This window comes from Actinomadura soli (assembly GCF_005889715.1).
Lineage (GTDB): Bacteria > Actinomycetota > Actinomycetes > Streptosporangiales > Streptosporangiaceae > Spirillospora > Spirillospora soli.
Map to the genome: position 1 here is coordinate 1 of NZ_VCKW01000216.1, position 14,366 is coordinate 14,366.

Annotated in this window: 12 protein-coding genes; 3 read left to right on the plus strand and 9 right to left on the minus strand. The window is 74.0% G+C overall.

The features are described 5' to 3' along the window. On the minus strand, positions 1-3,238 hold a 3,238-nt coding region (locus ETD83_RS31285; protein WP_138648808.1), incomplete at its 3' end, for an ATP-binding protein. Positions 3,239-3,307: 69 nt separating this feature from the next. Beyond that, a complete protein-coding gene (locus tag ETD83_RS31290; RefSeq protein ID WP_138648809.1) occupies positions 3,308-5,440 on the minus strand; it encodes an MMPL family transporter in 2,133 nt (710 codons plus the stop codon). A gap of 127 nt (positions 5,441-5,567) precedes the next feature. Here ETD83_RS31290 and ETD83_RS31295 point away from each other — a divergent pair, with 127 nt between their 5' ends. After that, on the plus strand, positions 5,568-5,903 hold the full coding sequence (locus tag ETD83_RS31295; protein WP_138648810.1) for a cytidine/deoxycytidylate deaminase family protein: 336 nt from the start codon (positions 5,568-5,570) through the stop codon (positions 5,901-5,903). A 139-nt stretch (positions 5,904-6,042) separates the two neighbouring features. Here the strand turns inward: ETD83_RS31295 and ETD83_RS31300 are convergent, their stop codons facing one another. The 4 genes from ETD83_RS31300 to ETD83_RS31315 all read right to left on the minus strand — a co-directional run bounded on the left by ETD83_RS31300 (position 6,043) and on the right by ETD83_RS31315 (position 9,456). Further along, positions 6,043-7,383, minus strand: a complete 1,341-nt coding sequence (locus ETD83_RS31300) for a hemolysin family protein (protein ID WP_171064534.1) — start codon at positions 7,381-7,383, stop codon at positions 6,043-6,045. Next, positions 7,383-7,859, minus strand: a complete 477-nt coding sequence (gene ybeY, locus ETD83_RS31305) for an rRNA maturation RNase YbeY (RefSeq protein ID WP_138648811.1) — start codon at positions 7,857-7,859, stop codon at positions 7,383-7,385. Before ybeY ends, ETD83_RS31300 begins: the two co-directional genes overlap by 1 nt. After that, positions 7,859-8,947 carry a PhoH family protein gene (locus ETD83_RS31310; RefSeq protein WP_138648812.1) on the minus strand — a complete coding sequence of 363 codons (1,089 nt, stop codon included), beginning with the start codon at positions 8,945-8,947 and terminating at the stop codon, positions 7,859-7,861. Before ETD83_RS31310 ends, ybeY begins: the two co-directional genes overlap by 1 nt. Before the next feature lie 164 nt (positions 8,948-9,111). After that, positions 9,112-9,456, minus strand: coding sequence for a histidine triad nucleotide-binding protein (locus tag ETD83_RS31315; protein WP_138648813.1), 345 nt, complete (start codon positions 9,454-9,456; stop codon positions 9,112-9,114). Positions 9,457-9,831: 375 nt separating this feature from the next. Here ETD83_RS31315 and ETD83_RS31320 point away from each other — a divergent pair, with 375 nt between their 5' ends. Then, positions 9,832-10,419: a SigE family RNA polymerase sigma factor gene (locus ETD83_RS31320; RefSeq protein WP_138648819.1), complete on the plus strand. Its 588-nt coding sequence runs from the start codon at positions 9,832-9,834 to the stop codon at positions 10,417-10,419. After that, complete coding sequence (locus ETD83_RS31325; protein WP_138648814.1) at positions 10,416-11,108, plus strand: hypothetical protein; 693 nt, start codon at positions 10,416-10,418, stop codon at positions 11,106-11,108. Before ETD83_RS31320 ends, ETD83_RS31325 begins: the two co-directional genes overlap by 4 nt. Positions 11,109-11,132: 24 nt before the next feature. Here ETD83_RS31325 and ETD83_RS31330 read toward each other — a convergent pair whose 3' ends face one another. From ETD83_RS31330 to hrcA, 3 genes are all read right to left on the minus strand, one after another. Beyond that, positions 11,133-11,864, minus strand: a complete 732-nt coding sequence (locus ETD83_RS31330) for a 16S rRNA (uracil(1498)-N(3))-methyltransferase (RefSeq protein ID WP_138648815.1) — start codon at positions 11,862-11,864, stop codon at positions 11,133-11,135. Between the two features lie 102 nt (positions 11,865-11,966). Continuing rightward, positions 11,967-13,100: a molecular chaperone DnaJ gene (dnaJ, locus tag ETD83_RS31335; RefSeq protein WP_138648816.1), complete on the minus strand. Its 1,134-nt coding sequence runs from the start codon at positions 13,098-13,100 to the stop codon at positions 11,967-11,969. Next, positions 13,101-14,162: a heat-inducible transcriptional repressor HrcA gene (gene hrcA / locus ETD83_RS31340; RefSeq protein WP_138648817.1), complete on the minus strand. Its 1,062-nt coding sequence runs from the start codon at positions 14,160-14,162 to the stop codon at positions 13,101-13,103. It lies immediately after the preceding gene. Positions 14,163-14,366 lie beyond the last annotated feature (204 nt).

The following is a 14,366-nucleotide window of genomic DNA, read 5'->3' on the forward strand; positions in this document are numbered from 1 at the left end:
CGGCGGTACGTTCGAGGAACAGGGCGAGGTCGCCGAGGAGCTGCGCGATGGGGCCCACCGTGGCGACGGACGTGGCGCCGCCCGAGAAGTGCCCCGCGTACGGGAGCAGCGCCGCGTAGACGTCCTCGGCCAGGTCGCGGTCGCCGAGGGCGATGGCGCGCAGGCCCCGCACCGGCATGGTGAGGTCGAAGAAGTAGTCGGGCCGGACGGGCCCGGCCCCGGCGACGACGCGCCGGGCCTCGGCGGTACGGCCCGCCGCGACCAGCGCGAGCGCGTGGATGTCGGCGGTCGCCCCGACGTGGCTCCACTGCCGGTGCAGCCACGCGGTCTCGTCCAGCATCTCCCCGGCCCGGCCCTGCACGAGCCGCACGCAGAACGGGCCGAGGACCCCCATGCCGCGCTCGCTGGACCAGATCCTGATCCGGCCGAAGGTGCCGTTCAGCCGCTCGTAGGTGCGCTCCGCCTCGTCGAGGGGGGCGCGGAACGCGTGGATGAGCTCGGCCTCCCAGAACCCGATCTCCGCGAGCAGCGGCAGGCCGTACTGGTCGGCGAGCAGCCGTCCCTCTTCCAGGTGCCGGTGCGCGGCGGCCAGGTCGAGGTCCGCGACGGCGGCCTGCTGGACCTGCAGGTGGGCGAGGACGCGGTAGGCGCCGAGGTCGTGCCGGGTGGCGAGGTCGAGGAGCTCGGCGGCGATCCGGCGCCGCTCGGACAGGCCGTCCGCGGTGCGGTAGGCGTTGAAGTACGCGCCGTTCAGCGCGACCGCGATCAGCTCGGGGACGCCGAGGTCGCGGGCCGCCCGGACGGCCTCCGCGGACGCGGTGACGCCGCGGTCGTGCCGCTCCCCCTCCAGCTCGATCGCCAGGGTGGTCAGCAGCCGGACGCGCAGCTCCGGCTCGTCGCCGGGGAGCCGGGCGAGCGCCTCGCCGGTGGCGTCGACGACGTCGTGGTCGAGGGTGCCGTACTCGCGGCTCGTCCACAGCGTCGGGACGTCGAAGCTCGCGATGATCCGGGCGAGCAGCCGGACGTCGCCGAGCGCGCGGGCGTCGGCGATGGCGGCGAGGCGCCGCTCCCGGGCGCCCACGAGGTCCCCGGCGAGGGCGGAGGCGCGGATCGCGGAGACCTCCGCCGCCAGCCGGTCGCGGGTCGCGCCCGGCCCCTCGGCGCGGAGCGTCTCGACGACGCGGGCCCACAGCCCGGCGGCGGTGCCGTGCGCGAAGCGGGCCTCGGCGGCCTCGGCGGCGCGCCGCGCGTACCGGACGGCCTTCGCGGCGTCGGCGCCCGACTCCAGGTAGTGGTGCGCGATCGCGGCGACCTCGCCGGGCTCGTGCCGTTCGAGCGCGGCGGCGACGCGGCCGTGCAGCCGGGTGCGGCGGGCCCGGGAGATCGCCTCGTAGAGGGTGTCGCGGACGAGGGCGTGCGCGAACCGCATCCGGCCCGGCCCGGGCTCGGTGACGAGGCCGCCGTCGAGGCCCGCCTCGACGGCGTCGATCACGGTGTCCTCGTTCCCGGCGAGGTCGGCGAGGACGCGCAGGTCGGCGTCGCGGCCGACGACGGCGGCGTCCCGCAGGACGTCCTGGACGGGCGCCGGCAGCCGGGCGATGCGGCGGCGCAGCACGTCCCCGACGCCCGCGGGCACCCGGCGGGTGGCGGCGGGCAGGCCCTCGGCGTCGAGGAGCCGGGCCGTCTCCCGGGTGAAGAACGGGTTGCCGCCGGTCCGCTCGGCGATGACCTCCAGCTCCGCGTCGCCGACGCTGGTGGCGCACGTGCCGCGGACCAGCGCGGCGACCTCGGGCGCCGACAGCCCGCTCAGGTCGATGCGCGCCGGTTCGTGCCGGGCGAGCGCGGCGAGTGCGCCCGCGAGCCGTTCGGGGACCTCCGTGCTCCGGAACGTCGCCACCAGCAGGACGGGACGCTCCCGCACCCGCCCGGCGAGCCGGACGAGCAGGGCGAGGGTCTCCTCGTCCGCCCAGTGCAGGTCGTCCAGGACGAGGAGCAGCGGCGCGGTGTCCGCGAGCCCGGTGAGGTAGTCACCGACCGCGAGGTGGAGCCGGAACCGTCCCGTGCTGACGTCCGTGCCGGCGCCTCCGGTGACGCCGTCGTCCAGAAGGGGGGCGAGGCGGGCGGCGAGCACGTCGTCGGGCGGCGCGGCGGCCGTGAGGTCGCGCAGCAGCTCGGCCCACGGCCAGGCCGCCGGTGCTCCCCCGGTCTCCGGCGCGCGGCCCCACGCGCACGTCCAGCCCTGGTCGGCGAGGCCGCGTGCGAACCGTTCGGTGAGCGCGGTCTTGCCCATGCCAGCGTCGCCGCCGATGAGGACGACGCCGCCGGTTCCCGCGACGGCATCGCGGGCCGCGTCCTCCAGCCGCGCCAGCTCCGGGGCCCGTCCGACGAACGCGCTCTCGGGCGCGTCGGCGGGTTCGGGCGCCAGCCGCAGGACAGGACGTTCCGGCACCGGCTCTTCGACCGGGCCCGGTTCCCCCAAGGCGGGCGACTGGGCCAGGATGTCGGCCTCCAGGCGGCGCAGCGCAGGCCCCGGGTCGACGCCGAGTTCCTCGGTGAGGGTCGCGCGGGCGCGGCGGAGGGCGGCGAGCGCGTCGCCCTGCCGTCCGGCGCGGTAGAGGGCCAGGGCCAGCAGCCGCCACGCCTCCTCCCGCAGCGGGTTCGCGGCGGCGTGGGTCTCCAGGTCGGGCACGGCCTCGGCGGCGGCCGCGAGCTTCAGCATCGCCTCGGCGCGGCGCTCGACGGCGAGGCGGCGGCGCTCGTCCAGCCGGGCGGCCTCGGCGGCGGCCCACGGCAGGCCGGCGAACTCGGCGTAGGCGGGGCCGCGCCACTCCGCGAGCGCCCGTTCCGCGCGGCGGCGGGCCTCCTGCGGGTCCGCGTCCAGGAGGTCGGCGGCCTCGTCGATCAGCATGTCGAACCGCCACGCGTCGACGTCCCCGTCCGGCAGCCGGAGCGCGTACCCCGGCGGCTCGGTGACGAGGATCCGCGCGGGCGTGCGGGGCGGACGGTCCGGCTCCAGCGCCCGCCGCAGATGCGACACGAACGACTGCAGTCCGGCGGCGGCGCGGGCCGGCGCCGTCCCCGCCCACAGGTCCTCGACGAGCCGGTCTGCGGGCACCATCCGGCCCCGTGCGGCCACGAGGCGGGCGAGGACCGAGCGCTGGCGGGGGCCGCCGAGGTCGGCGGGGGCGCCCGCCACCTCGGCACCGAAGGCCCCGAGAACGCGTACCACGGTCGACATGTCCCGATCAGCCTAACCGGGACATGCCGAACCGTCCTCCGGCCCCCACCCACCGCCATCTCCCCCGGATCAGGCGGGGCTGGGCTCCCGTTCCCGTTCGGCCGTCCCGGCGGGCGCGGCGCCGCCGTGCAGGTCGATGTCGGGCAGGACGCGGGCGAGCGGCCGCGGCAGCCACCAGTTCGCCCGTCCGAGCAGCGACATCGTGGCCGGGACGAGCACCAGCCGGACGATCGTCGCGTCCAGCGCCACCGCGACCGCGAGGCCGACCCCCATCTGCTTGATCACCAGTCCGGGGTCGGCGGCGAAGCCGAGGAACACCACCACCATGATCAGCGCCGCGCTGGTGATCACCCGCCCGGTCGCGGCGAGCCCGGTGGACACCGAGGCGCGCGCGTCGCCGTGCAGCTGCCATTCCTCCCTGATCCGCGACAGCAGGAAGACCTCGTAGTCCATCGACACGCCGAACAGGACCGCGAACATCAGCAGCACGATGAAGCTCGACACCGGGACGCTGTGCGGGAGGCCGAGCAGGCTCGCGCCCCACCCCCACTGGAACACGGCCGTGAGCACCCCGTACGCGGCGCTGATCGACAGCAGGTTCATCACCGCCGCCTTCAGCGGCGCCAGCAGCGACCGGAACATGATCATCAGCATGATGAACGAGGTCGCGACGACCGCGCCGATCACCGGCCAGAGCCGGTCGGACAGCACCCGGGACAGGTCGGTGTAGACGGCGGTCAGCCCGGTGACCTCCGCGCCCGGCGGCAGCGCGTCCGCGCGGACCCGGTCGACGAGGCCGGTCACCCGCTCGTCCTGCGGCCCGTACTCCGGCGTGACCATGATCACGGCGGCGTCGCCCTTCGGGGACACCTGCGGCGGCGCGACGGACGTGACGCCCTCCGTCTTCGCGAGCCGGTCGCTCAGGCCGGGCAGGGCGCTGCGATCGGTCTTCGTCAGGTCGACGGCGACGAGCAGCGGCCCGTTGGCGCCCGCGCCGTAGCCGTCCTCGACCATGTCGTACGCCTGCCGGACGGTGTTGGACGTCGGCTCGCTGCTGGCGTCGCTCGGCCACGTGCGCATGCCGAGCGCGGGCGCGGCGAGGGCGAGCATCAGCGTGAACGCGGCGAGCAGCCAGGGCCACGGGTGCCGCCCGACGTGCTCGGCCCACCGCCTCACCTTCGGCGACTCGACGCTGATCTTCGCGCCGGCGGCCCGGTCGCGGCGGCGCAGCACCCGGCGTCCGGCGAGGCCCAGCACCGCGGGCAGCAGCGTGACCGCGCTCAGCACCGTCGTCGCGACGACGAGCCCGGTGGTGAAGCCCATGGTCATGAAGACCGGGACGCGGGACAGCACCAGCCCGCACAGCGCCAGCAGCACCGTGGACCCCGCGAAGATCACCGACAGGCCGGCGCTGGCGTTGGCGCGCGCCACCGACTCGGGGACGTCGAGCCCCGCCGCGAGCCCCTCCCGGTGCCGGGTCAGGATGAACAGCGCGTAGTCGATGCCGACGCCCAGCCCCACCATGATCGCGAGGGTCGGAGCCGTGGTCGCGACGTCGGTGAACGCCGCCAGCAGCGTCACCCCCGACACGCCCGCGCCGAGCCCCGCCAGCGCCACCACGAGCGGCAGGCCCGCCGCCACCACCGACCCGAACGCCAGAAGCAGGATCACCAGAGCGGCCACGATCCCGACCGCCTCGGCGACGCCGCCCGGCGCGGTCACGTTCTCCGGCACCTGCCCGCCGAACTCCACCTGGTAGCCGGCGTCGTCCAGGTTGCCCGTGGCCCCGCGCAGGAGATCGAGCGTCGGCTTCGGCTCCAGCTCCGTGACGGGCACCGAATACCGGACGGTCATCAGCGCGGTCGCGCCGTCCGCGCTGGGCCGCGGCGGGTCGACCGCGCTGACGTCCGGCAGCTTCCGCAGCTCCCCGGACGCCGTCGCCAGCGCCGCCTGGTCGACCTTCCCGGACTCGGCGTGCACCACCACCCGGGCGTCCGCTCCCGACAGCGCGGGGAAGCGCTCCTCCAGCAGGTCCGTGGCCCGCTGCGACCCCGTCCCGGACAGCGTGTAGTTGTCGTGCAGCGCGCCGCCCGCGGCGCCCGCGAGACCGGCCACCACGCCGATGAGCACCAGCCAGGCGGCGATGAACCGCCATGGGCGCAAGGCCGCGGCCTTGCCCAAGCGGTAAAGCAGACGGGACATCTCTTCTCCCCCAGACGGCATGATCCGGACCGCTGTGTCCGGCGGTTCCGAGGATCGCGCGCCGCGCTTGCCGTCCACTTGGCGCTCACTTGCGAGGCACCGCCCGCCGTGCCCGTACGCTTGGGGCGTGAGCGAGCTGAACGCCGAGGACGCGAAGATCATCACCCTGGCCAGGTCGGCGAGGGCCCGCACGGGCGCCGCCGAGGGGGCCGCCGTCCGCGACGAGACGGGCCGCACCTACTCCGCCACGAGCGTCGACCTGCCGTCCCTCAAACTGTCGGCCCTCAAGGTCGCCGTGGCGATGGCCGTCTCCAGCGGCGCCGAGGACCTGGAGGCCGCCGCCGTCGTCACCGAGGCCGAGACCCCAGAAGCCTCCGACATAACCGCCGTCCGCGACCTGGGCCCCAAGGCCCCCATCCTGGTCGCAGCCCCGAACGGCACCCTCCGCACAACCCTCGACTAACGCCCCAGTCCCTGGACGAGCTGAGTCTCTGCCGATTGGGTTTGAACCTCAGCCACCGGTTACGGGCAGGCACGCGTAGCGAGCTCTGCGAGCGGAGCGGGCATGCCCGGCGCGCCGCGTCCCCGCAGCGGAGCGAGCGCTAGCGAGTGGAGCGAGGAGACCCGTGCCGCGCAGCCGGGGGGTTCGGGGGGTCGCCCCCCCGGGCGACACTGACCAGAACAGTGCCGACGCGGTTGCGGCGGCCCGCGATCGTCTCGGCCTTCAGGGACAGGACGGGGCCGCCGTCGTCGGTGCGGACCTCGGCCGTCGAGCCTTCGATGGGGACGCGGCCGAGCGCGTGTGCCAGGAGGCCGCCGACGGTCTCGACCTCTTCGACGTCCATCTCGACGTCGAACAGGTCGGCGAGGTCCTCGACGGGGAGGCGGGCGGTGACGCGGACGGCGCCGTCCGGGAGCCAGGTGACCGGCGGGGTCTCCCGGTCGTACTCGTCGGTGATCTCACCGACGATCTCCTCCAGGATGTCCTCGATGGTGACGAGGCCCGCGGTGCCGCCGTACTCGTCGATGACGATCGCCTGGTGGATGCGGCGGGCCTGCATCTCGCGGAGCAGCTCGTCGATCGGCTTGCTGTCGGGCACGTACGTGGCCGACCGCATGACGGAGTCGACCGTCTCGGTCGCCTCGCCCTCGCGGTGCTCCTGGCTGCGGCGGACGACGTCCTTCAGGTAGGCGATCCCGACGACGTCGTCCTCGTTCTCGCCGACGACGGGGATGCGGGAGAAGCCGCTGCGCAGCGCGAGCGACATCGCCTGCCGGAGCGTCTTGCCGCGCTCGATGAACACGATGTCGGTGCGCGGCACCATCACCTCGCGGACGAGGGTGTCGCCGAGCTCGAACACCGAGTGGATCATCTCCCGCTCGTCGGGCTCGATCAGGCTGCGCTGCTCGGCGAGGTCGACCAGGTCGCGCAGCTCCGCCTCGGACGCGAACGGCCCCTCCCGGAACCCCTTGCCGGGGGTGAGGGCGTTGCCGAGCAGGATCAGCAGGCGCGGCAGCGGCCCGAACACCCGCGTCACGGGGTGGATCACGGCGGCGCCCGCGAGCGCGACCCGGTCGGCGTGCTGGATGCCGAGCGTGCGGGGCCCGACCCCGATCACCACGTAGCTGACCACGATCATGATGGCGGCGGCGGTGACGTAGGCGCGCCACGTCTCGTCCAGCCAGGAGATGCACAGGTCGGCGACGATCACGGTGGCGACCAGCTCGCAGCCGATGCGCAGCAGCAGCACCATGTTGACGTAGCGGGCCGGGTCGGCGACGACCTCGGCGAGCTTCTTCGCGCCGCGCCGCCCCTCGCGGACGACCTCCTCGACGGTGACGCGGGACACGCGCGCGAGCGCCGCCTCCGCGCCGGCCAGCAGGCCCGCCATGAGGACCAGGCCCACCGCGAGGGCCGACAGCCACGCCTGCGCGGTGCTCATCAGCCGCCGCGTTTCTCCCGCCAGGAGGTCAGGAGCTCGGCCTGCAGGCCGAACATCTCCTTGTGCTCCTCCGGCTCGGCGTGGTCGTAGCCGAGGAGGTGCAGGATGCCGTGCGCGCACAGCAGCTGCAGCTCGTCCTCGGTGCTGTGCCCGGCCTTGCGCGCCTGCTTCTCGGCGACCGCCGGGCACAGGACGACGTCGCCGAGCAGCCCGGGGTCGGTCTCGCCCTCCTCGTCGGCGCCGCCGGACATGTGGCCGGGGCGCAGCTCGTCCATGGGGAACGACAGCACGTCGGTCGGGCCCGGCTCGTCCATCCACTTCTCGTGCAGCTCGGTCATCGCGGCCTCGTCGACGAGCAGCACCGACAGCTCCGCCAGCGGGTGGACGCGCATCCCGTCCAGGACGTGCCGGGACAGGCCGGCGATGCCCTTCTCGTCCACGGGCACGCCGGACTCGTTCAGCACCTCGATGCTCACTACCGCCTCCGCTTGCGGGACCCGCCCCGGCCCGCCGCGCCCTGATTGATCTCGGGGACGCGGGACTCGTCGTAGCGGTTGTAGGCGTCGACGATGTCGGTGACCAGCTTGTGCCGGACGACGTCGCGGCTGTCGAGCCGGCAGAAGTGGATGTCCTGGACGCCGTCGAGGATGTCCTGGACGACGCGCAGGCCGCTGAGCTGCCCGTTGGGCAGGTCGACCTGGGTGACGTCGCCGGTCACCACGACCTTCGAGCCGAACCCGAGCCGGGTGAGGAACATCTTCATCTGCTCGGGCGAGGTGTTCTGCGCCTCGTCCAGGATGATGAACGAGTCGTTGAGCGTCCGCCCGCGCATGTAGGCGAGGGGGGCGACCTCGATGGTGCCGGCGGCCATCAGGCGCGGGATCGAGTCGGGGTCGACCATGTCGTGCAGCGCGTCGTACAGCGGCCGCAGATACGGGTCGATCTTCTCGTAGAGCGTTCCCGGCAGGAACCCGAGCCGCTCCCCCGCCTCCACGGCCGGGCGCGTCAGGATGATCCGGTTGACCTGCTTGTCCTGCAGGGCGCGGACGGCCTTGGCCATCGCCAGGTACGTCTTGCCGGTGCCGGCGGGGCCGATCCCGAACACGATCGTGTGCTTGTCGATCGCGTCGACGTAGCGGCGCTGGTTCAGGGTCTTCGGCCGGATCGTCCGGCCCCGGCTGGACAGCACGTCCAGCGTGAGGACCTCGGCGGGACGCGCGCCGGTCTCGCCGCGCAGCATCGCGAGGCTGCGCTCGACGGCGTCGGGGGTGAGCTGCGTGCCGCCCCTCAGCAGTTCGAGCATCTCGGTGAAGAGCCGGGAGACCAGGTCAGTCTCGGCCTCCGGGCCGGTCACGGTGATCTCGTTGCCGCGGACATGGATGTCGAGGTCGTCGCCGAACGCGCCCTCGATCGCGTGGAGGAGCTCATCCCGGGAGCCGAGCAGGCTCACCATCGAATGGTCGTCCGGCACCACGATCTTGATCTGGGAACGCGAGCCGTCCTGGTCGTCGCGTCCCGTCCGGGGCGAGGCGGGGGTTGACCTCGTGTGAGTTGATTCGACCATCAGCCGGGCCTTGCGGCCTCTCCGACCTGCCTTCTGTCTGCTCCGGGTGTCCAGGTGTGTCGGTTCCATCGTACTGGCCGCCCCCGACACGACGCCGTTGGATTTTCCGCGTGGCGGCCCGGAGCGGGCGCGCGGGCCGGGAACGCAGGTCGGGCGGGCCGGGGTCAGCCGGGCGGCCAGTTGAGGCCACGGCCGCCGAGAAGGTGCGCGTGCACGTGGAACACGGTCTGGCCGGCCTGCGCGCCGGTGTTGAACACGACGCGGTACCCGGTCTCGGCGATGCCCTCGTCGGCGGCGACCTGGTGGGCCTCGCGCACCAGCTCGGCGAGCAGCCCGGCGTCGGACGCGGCGAGCTCCGCGACGGTGGGGTGGTGGTCCCGCGGGATGACCAGCACGTGCGTCGGCGCCTGCGGGTTGATGTCGCGGAACGCCACCGTCCCCGCCGACTCCCGGACGATCTTGGCCGGCACGTCCCCGGAAACGATCTTGCAGAACAGGCAGTCGGTCATCTGTCTCCCCTCGCGCGCGGCGGCCCGTCGTCCCTCGCGGGCGCGCCTTCCCTCGCGGGCGCACCGTGACCGCCCCGGAATCCTATCGAGACGCGCGCGGACGTCGCTTGCAGCGTCCGGCACTCGATAGAGTTATTCGCCGATCGGCCTTCCATTGCAGGCGGCGTTGCGACCGTCCAATGGTTAAGGTTGTCAGCTCAAGGCGTACCCCCCGGTCCGCAGCGCTCGGCGTCAGGCACACCGCATGGCGCCAGGCATCGCGGCGCGTTCGGACCGGAGCCGGGAGCGCCCGACCACGCCGCTCCGCAGGACCATCCGAATGGACGGCCGGGGGACGGCAAAGGCGGCGGATAGGTGACCGAGGCAAACCAGGACATGCCCTTTCGTAAACCGGGCGACGAGGGTACGCGTCCCACTGACGTGACCGAGACCCTCGTGGCCAGGGGCACGGCGGGCGCGGTGGCCGTCGCCTGGGACGCCGATCAGGCGGTGACGGCGCTCTACAGCGCCAACTACCGCTCGCTGGTGCGGCTGGCAGCCATGCTCGTCCGGGACGCGGGGACGGCCGAGGAGGTCGTCCAGGACGCGTTCGTCGCGATGCACGGCGGCTGGCGGCGCCTGCGCGACCCGGACAAAGCCCTGTCGTACCTGCGCCAGTCGGTGGTCAACCGGTCACGGTCGGTGCTCCGGCACCGCGCCGTCGTCGAGAAGTACGCCCCGAAGGGCCTGCCGGACGCGCCGAGCGCGGAGGCCGGGGCGATCGGGGAGCTGGAACGCTCGGCGGTGATCGACGCGCTGTCCCGGCTGCCCGCACGCCAGCGGGAGGCGCTCGTCCTCCGCTACTACGCCGACCTGTCCGAGGCGGAGATCGCCAACACGATGGGCATCTCCCGCGGCGCCGTGAAAAGCCACACGGCCCGCGGAATGACCGCGCTACGCAACGTCCTGGAGCAATTCTCATGACCACCCACCCCGACGACGAGCACGGCGAGGTCCTCCGCCGCGCCCTGCACGCGGAGGCGGAGACGGTCAACCCCGCGGGCGACGGTCTGGAGCGCATCCGGGCCCGCATCACCGACGGCCACAGCCGCCGGTTCGGTCTCGGACGTTTCGGCCTCGCCCGCTACGGGCTCGGGTTCGATCGGTTCACGGTCAACTGGGCGCGGGGCGTCCTCGCCGTGGCGGCCGCCGTGGCTATCGCGGGGCTGGGCGTGACCGCACCGCAGACCTTCGACCTCATCCAGCAGTCGGTCGGCAGCAACGGACCGGCCGACGGCAACCGCGACCCCGCCGGCGGCGAGCGCACCGACGCGGGCGGCGACCCGCAGTTCCCCGACCCGGCATCGCCCGGCGCCGGCGCGTCCGGCGACCCGAGCGCCTCGGCGTCGCCGAGCGCCAGCACCTCGCAGGGGATCTCGGCCTGCCGCATCCCGCAGCCCCCGGCCGGCACACCCACGGCGGCGGCCTCGCCGGGCGCGGAGGCCACGCCCGCGCCGTCGACCACGCCGTGCCCGGGCCAGTCCGCGTCGCAGACGCCGAGCACGTCGCCGACGCCGACCACGTCCACGCCGGACCCGGGCGACCCCACCGACGAGCCGACCCCGACCGTCACCACCGAGCCCGCCCAGCCCCCCGGCTCGGCGGGCTCCTGACGGGCCGGGTCACCAGCGGCCGGGTCACCAGCGGCCGGTCGCCGCCAGCAGGACCGCGACGGCCGCCACTCCGGCCGTCGACGTGCGCAGGACGGTCGGGCCGAGCCGCGTGGGTCGTCCGCCGGCTTCGGCGAAGCGCTCCAGTTCGTCCTCGGTGATCCCGCCCTCGGGGCCCACCACGACCACGATCTCGCCCTCCGCGGGCGGCTCGGCGGCGCTGAGCGGCGCGTCGGCCTCCTCGTGCAGGACGAGCGCCAGGGACGCCGCCGCGATCCGTCCGGCCACCTCACCCGTGGACGCCAGGCCGGCGATCTCGGGGAAGCGGCTGCGGCGCGCCTGCTTGCCGGCCTCGCGGGCGGTCCCGCGCCAGCGGGCGAGGGCCTTCTCGCGGCGTTCGGGACGCCACTGCGTGACGCACCGCGCCGCCGACCACGGGACGATCTCGTCCACGCCGGCCTCGGTCATCGTCTCGACGGCCAGTTCGCCCCGCTCGCCCTTCGGGAGGGCCTGGACGACCACGATGCGGGGCGAGGGCGCCGGCCGCCGGTGCAGGGCCAGCACGTCCAGCGTGAGGGACGCGCGGCCCGCGTCGGCGACGACGCATTCGGCGAGGAGGCCCGCGCCGTCGGTCAGGTCGACGCGCTCACCGGGCCGCAGCCGCCGCACGGTCGCCGCGTGCCGCCCCTCGGGCCCGTCGAGGACGACGCCGCCGCGTTCCAGCGCGTCCGTCGCGGCGAGGAAGACCGGCGGGCTCATGCGCGCCCCCTGTCAGTGTCACTGGTCGCCATGCTCGGAGGTCCGGTCGCCATGCTCGAAGGTGCCGCGGCGGCCTTCCTCGTAGGCCGCCGCCGCTGCTCTTCAGTGCTGGTTGAAGACGTCCTTGAGGCGGGAGAACATGCCGCGCTGGCCCGGGGCGAACTTGCCCGGCGGGCGTTCCTCGCCGCGCAGCGCGGCGAGCTGCCGCAGCAGTTCCTCCTGCTCCTCGTCGAGCCGGTTCGGCGTCTCCACGTTCACGTGGATCATCAGGTCGCCGCGGCCGCTCTCGTTGAGGTGCCGGACGCCCCGGTTGTACAGCGTGATGACCTGCCCGGACTGCGTGCCGGGCTTGATGTCGACGCTCTCGGCGGCGTCCAGGGTCTCGATGGTGACGCTGGTGCCGAGCGCCGCCGCCGTCATCGGGATCTCGACCGTGCAGTGCAGGTCGTCGCCCTCCCGCTCGAAGATCGGGTGGGGCTTCTCCACGATCTGCAGGAACAGGTCGCCGGGCGGGCCGCCGCCCGGGCCGACCTCGCCCTCCCCGGCGAGCTGGATGTGGATGCCGTTCTCCACGCCCGCCGGGATCTTGACCTTGACGGTCCGGCGGGTGCGGACGCGGCCGTCCCCGGAGCACTCGGTGCACGGGTTGCGGATCACCGAGCCGAACCCGCCGCACGCCGGGCAGGGCCGGGCCGTCATGACCTGGCCGAGGAACGAGCGCTGGACCTGCTGCACCTCGCCGCGCCCGTGGCACGTCTCGCACGTCTCCGGGTGGGTGCCGGGCGCGCAGCCCGACCCCTCGCAGCCGGTGCAGACCACGGCGGTGTCGATGGACAGCTCGCGGGTCGTGCCGAACGCGGTCTCGCCGAGGTCGAGCTCCACCGGCAGCGTCGCGTTCCGGCCGCGCCGCGCCCGGGACCGGGGGCCCCTGGACGTCGCGGTGCCGAAGAACGCGTCCATGATGTCGCTGAACGGGAACCCGGCGCCGCCGAAGCCGCCGGCGCCCGCCCCGCCGCCGGGCGCGAACGGGTCGGCGCCCAGGTCGTACATCTCGCGCTTCTTCGGGTCGGAGAGCACCTCGTACGCCTGGGTGATCTCCTTGAACCTGTCCTGGGTCTCCGGATCCGGGTTGACGTCCGGGTGGAGCTCCCGCGCGAGCCGGCGATAGGCCCTCTTGACCTCGTCGGCGCTGGCGTCCCGCCGGACGCCCAGGGTCGCGTAGTAGTCGTTGGCCACTTACGACCCCGCCAGGATCTGTCCCACGTAGCGTGCCACTGCCCGTACCGCTCCCATCGTGCTGGGGTAATCCATGCGTGTAGGCCCGAGCACTCCCAGCCGGGCCAGAGTGAGGTCGCCCACGCCGTAGTCGGCGGCGACGACCGAGGTCGACCGGAGCCCCAGATCGGGGTTCTCGGTGCCGATCCGCACCGTAACCTTAGAGGAATCGCCGGTCTCGCCGAGCAGCCGCATCAGCACCACCTGCTCTTCGAGCGCCACGAGAACCTCCCTCAGGCTCTGCGAGAAGTCCACCGCGGCGAGGTTGGCCGCACCGGCGAAAACGATCTTCTCTTCGTGCTTCTCGACGAGGGTCTCCAGCAGCACCGACAGCACCGCCGCGGCGAGCGGACGGTCGTCCGGGCCCACCTTGTCGGGCAGGTCCGCGACCGCGGTCGGCACGTCGCCGAGACCCAGCCCGTCGAGGCACGTGTTGAGCAACGCCCGCAGGTGCCCGATCGATTCCTCCGACACCGAACCCGGCTTGCTCTGGGGGGACGACCCACCGGACCCCCCGGAACCGCGCGGCGGGGCCTCGATGAGGCGCTGCTCGACCCGGCCGGTGTTGGTGATCAGGACGAGCAGCAGCCGCCCCTCCGCGACCGGGACCAGCTCGACGTGCCGCACCGACGAGCGCGTCAGCGACGGGTACTGCACGACGGCGACCTGCCGGGTGAGCTGCGCGAGCAGCCGCACCGTCCGGCCGACGACGTCGTCGAGGTCGTAGGCCCCGGACAGGAACGTCTCGATCGCGCGCCGCTCGGCGATCGACAGCGGCTTGATCGTGGACAGCCGGTCGACGAACAGCCGGTAGCCCTTGTCGGTGGGGACGCGTCCGGCGCTGGTGTGCGGCTGGGTGATGTACCCCTGCTCCTCCAGCACCGCCATGTCGTTGCGGATGGTGGCGGGGGAAACGCCGAGGTTGTGCCGGTCCGCGAGCGCCTTCGAGCCCACCGGCTCGTTGGTGGAGACGAAGTCCTCCACGATGGCACGCAGGACTGCGAGCTTCCGGTCGTCCAGCACCTGGTCACCTCCTTCGTCCCGCCGGGCCCGTGGCCGCCGGCGCCCCCGCGCCGCTGGCACTCCATACTCCCGAGTGCCAATTGTACGGCCCGCGGGCCCCGGTCTGGAGTGCTCGCGCGGACTCGCCGCACGGCGGCGCGATCCTATCCGTTCCGGACACAGGCTCCCATTCCTGTAGGACGCGCCCGCCCCACCCCCGGAGGA

Bases quoted from the DNA above. Each gene is read 5' to 3' on its own strand.
- ETD83_RS31290 (WP_138648809.1), bottom strand. From the start codon at position 5,440: ATGTCCCGTCTGCTTTACCGCTTGGGCAAGGCCGCGGCCTTGCGCCCA.
- ETD83_RS31300 (WP_171064534.1), bottom strand. From the start codon at position 7,383: ATGAGCACCGCGCAGGCGTGGCTGTCGGCCCTCGCGGTGGGCCTGGTC.
- ETD83_RS31310 (WP_138648812.1), bottom strand. From the start codon at position 8,947: ATGGTCGAATCAACTCACACGAGGTCAACCCCCGCCTCGCCCCGGACG.
- ETD83_RS31315 (WP_138648813.1), bottom strand. From the start codon at position 9,456: ATGACCGACTGCCTGTTCTGCAAGATCGTTTCCGGGGACGTGCCGGCC.
- ETD83_RS31320 (WP_138648819.1), top strand. From the start codon at position 9,832: ATGCCCTTTCGTAAACCGGGCGACGAGGGTACGCGTCCCACTGACGTG.
- ETD83_RS31325 (WP_138648814.1), top strand. From the start codon at position 10,416: ATGACCACCCACCCCGACGACGAGCACGGCGAGGTCCTCCGCCGCGCC.
- ETD83_RS31330 (WP_138648815.1), bottom strand. From the start codon at position 11,864: ATGAGCCCGCCGGTCTTCCTCGCCGCGACGGACGCGCTGGAACGCGGC.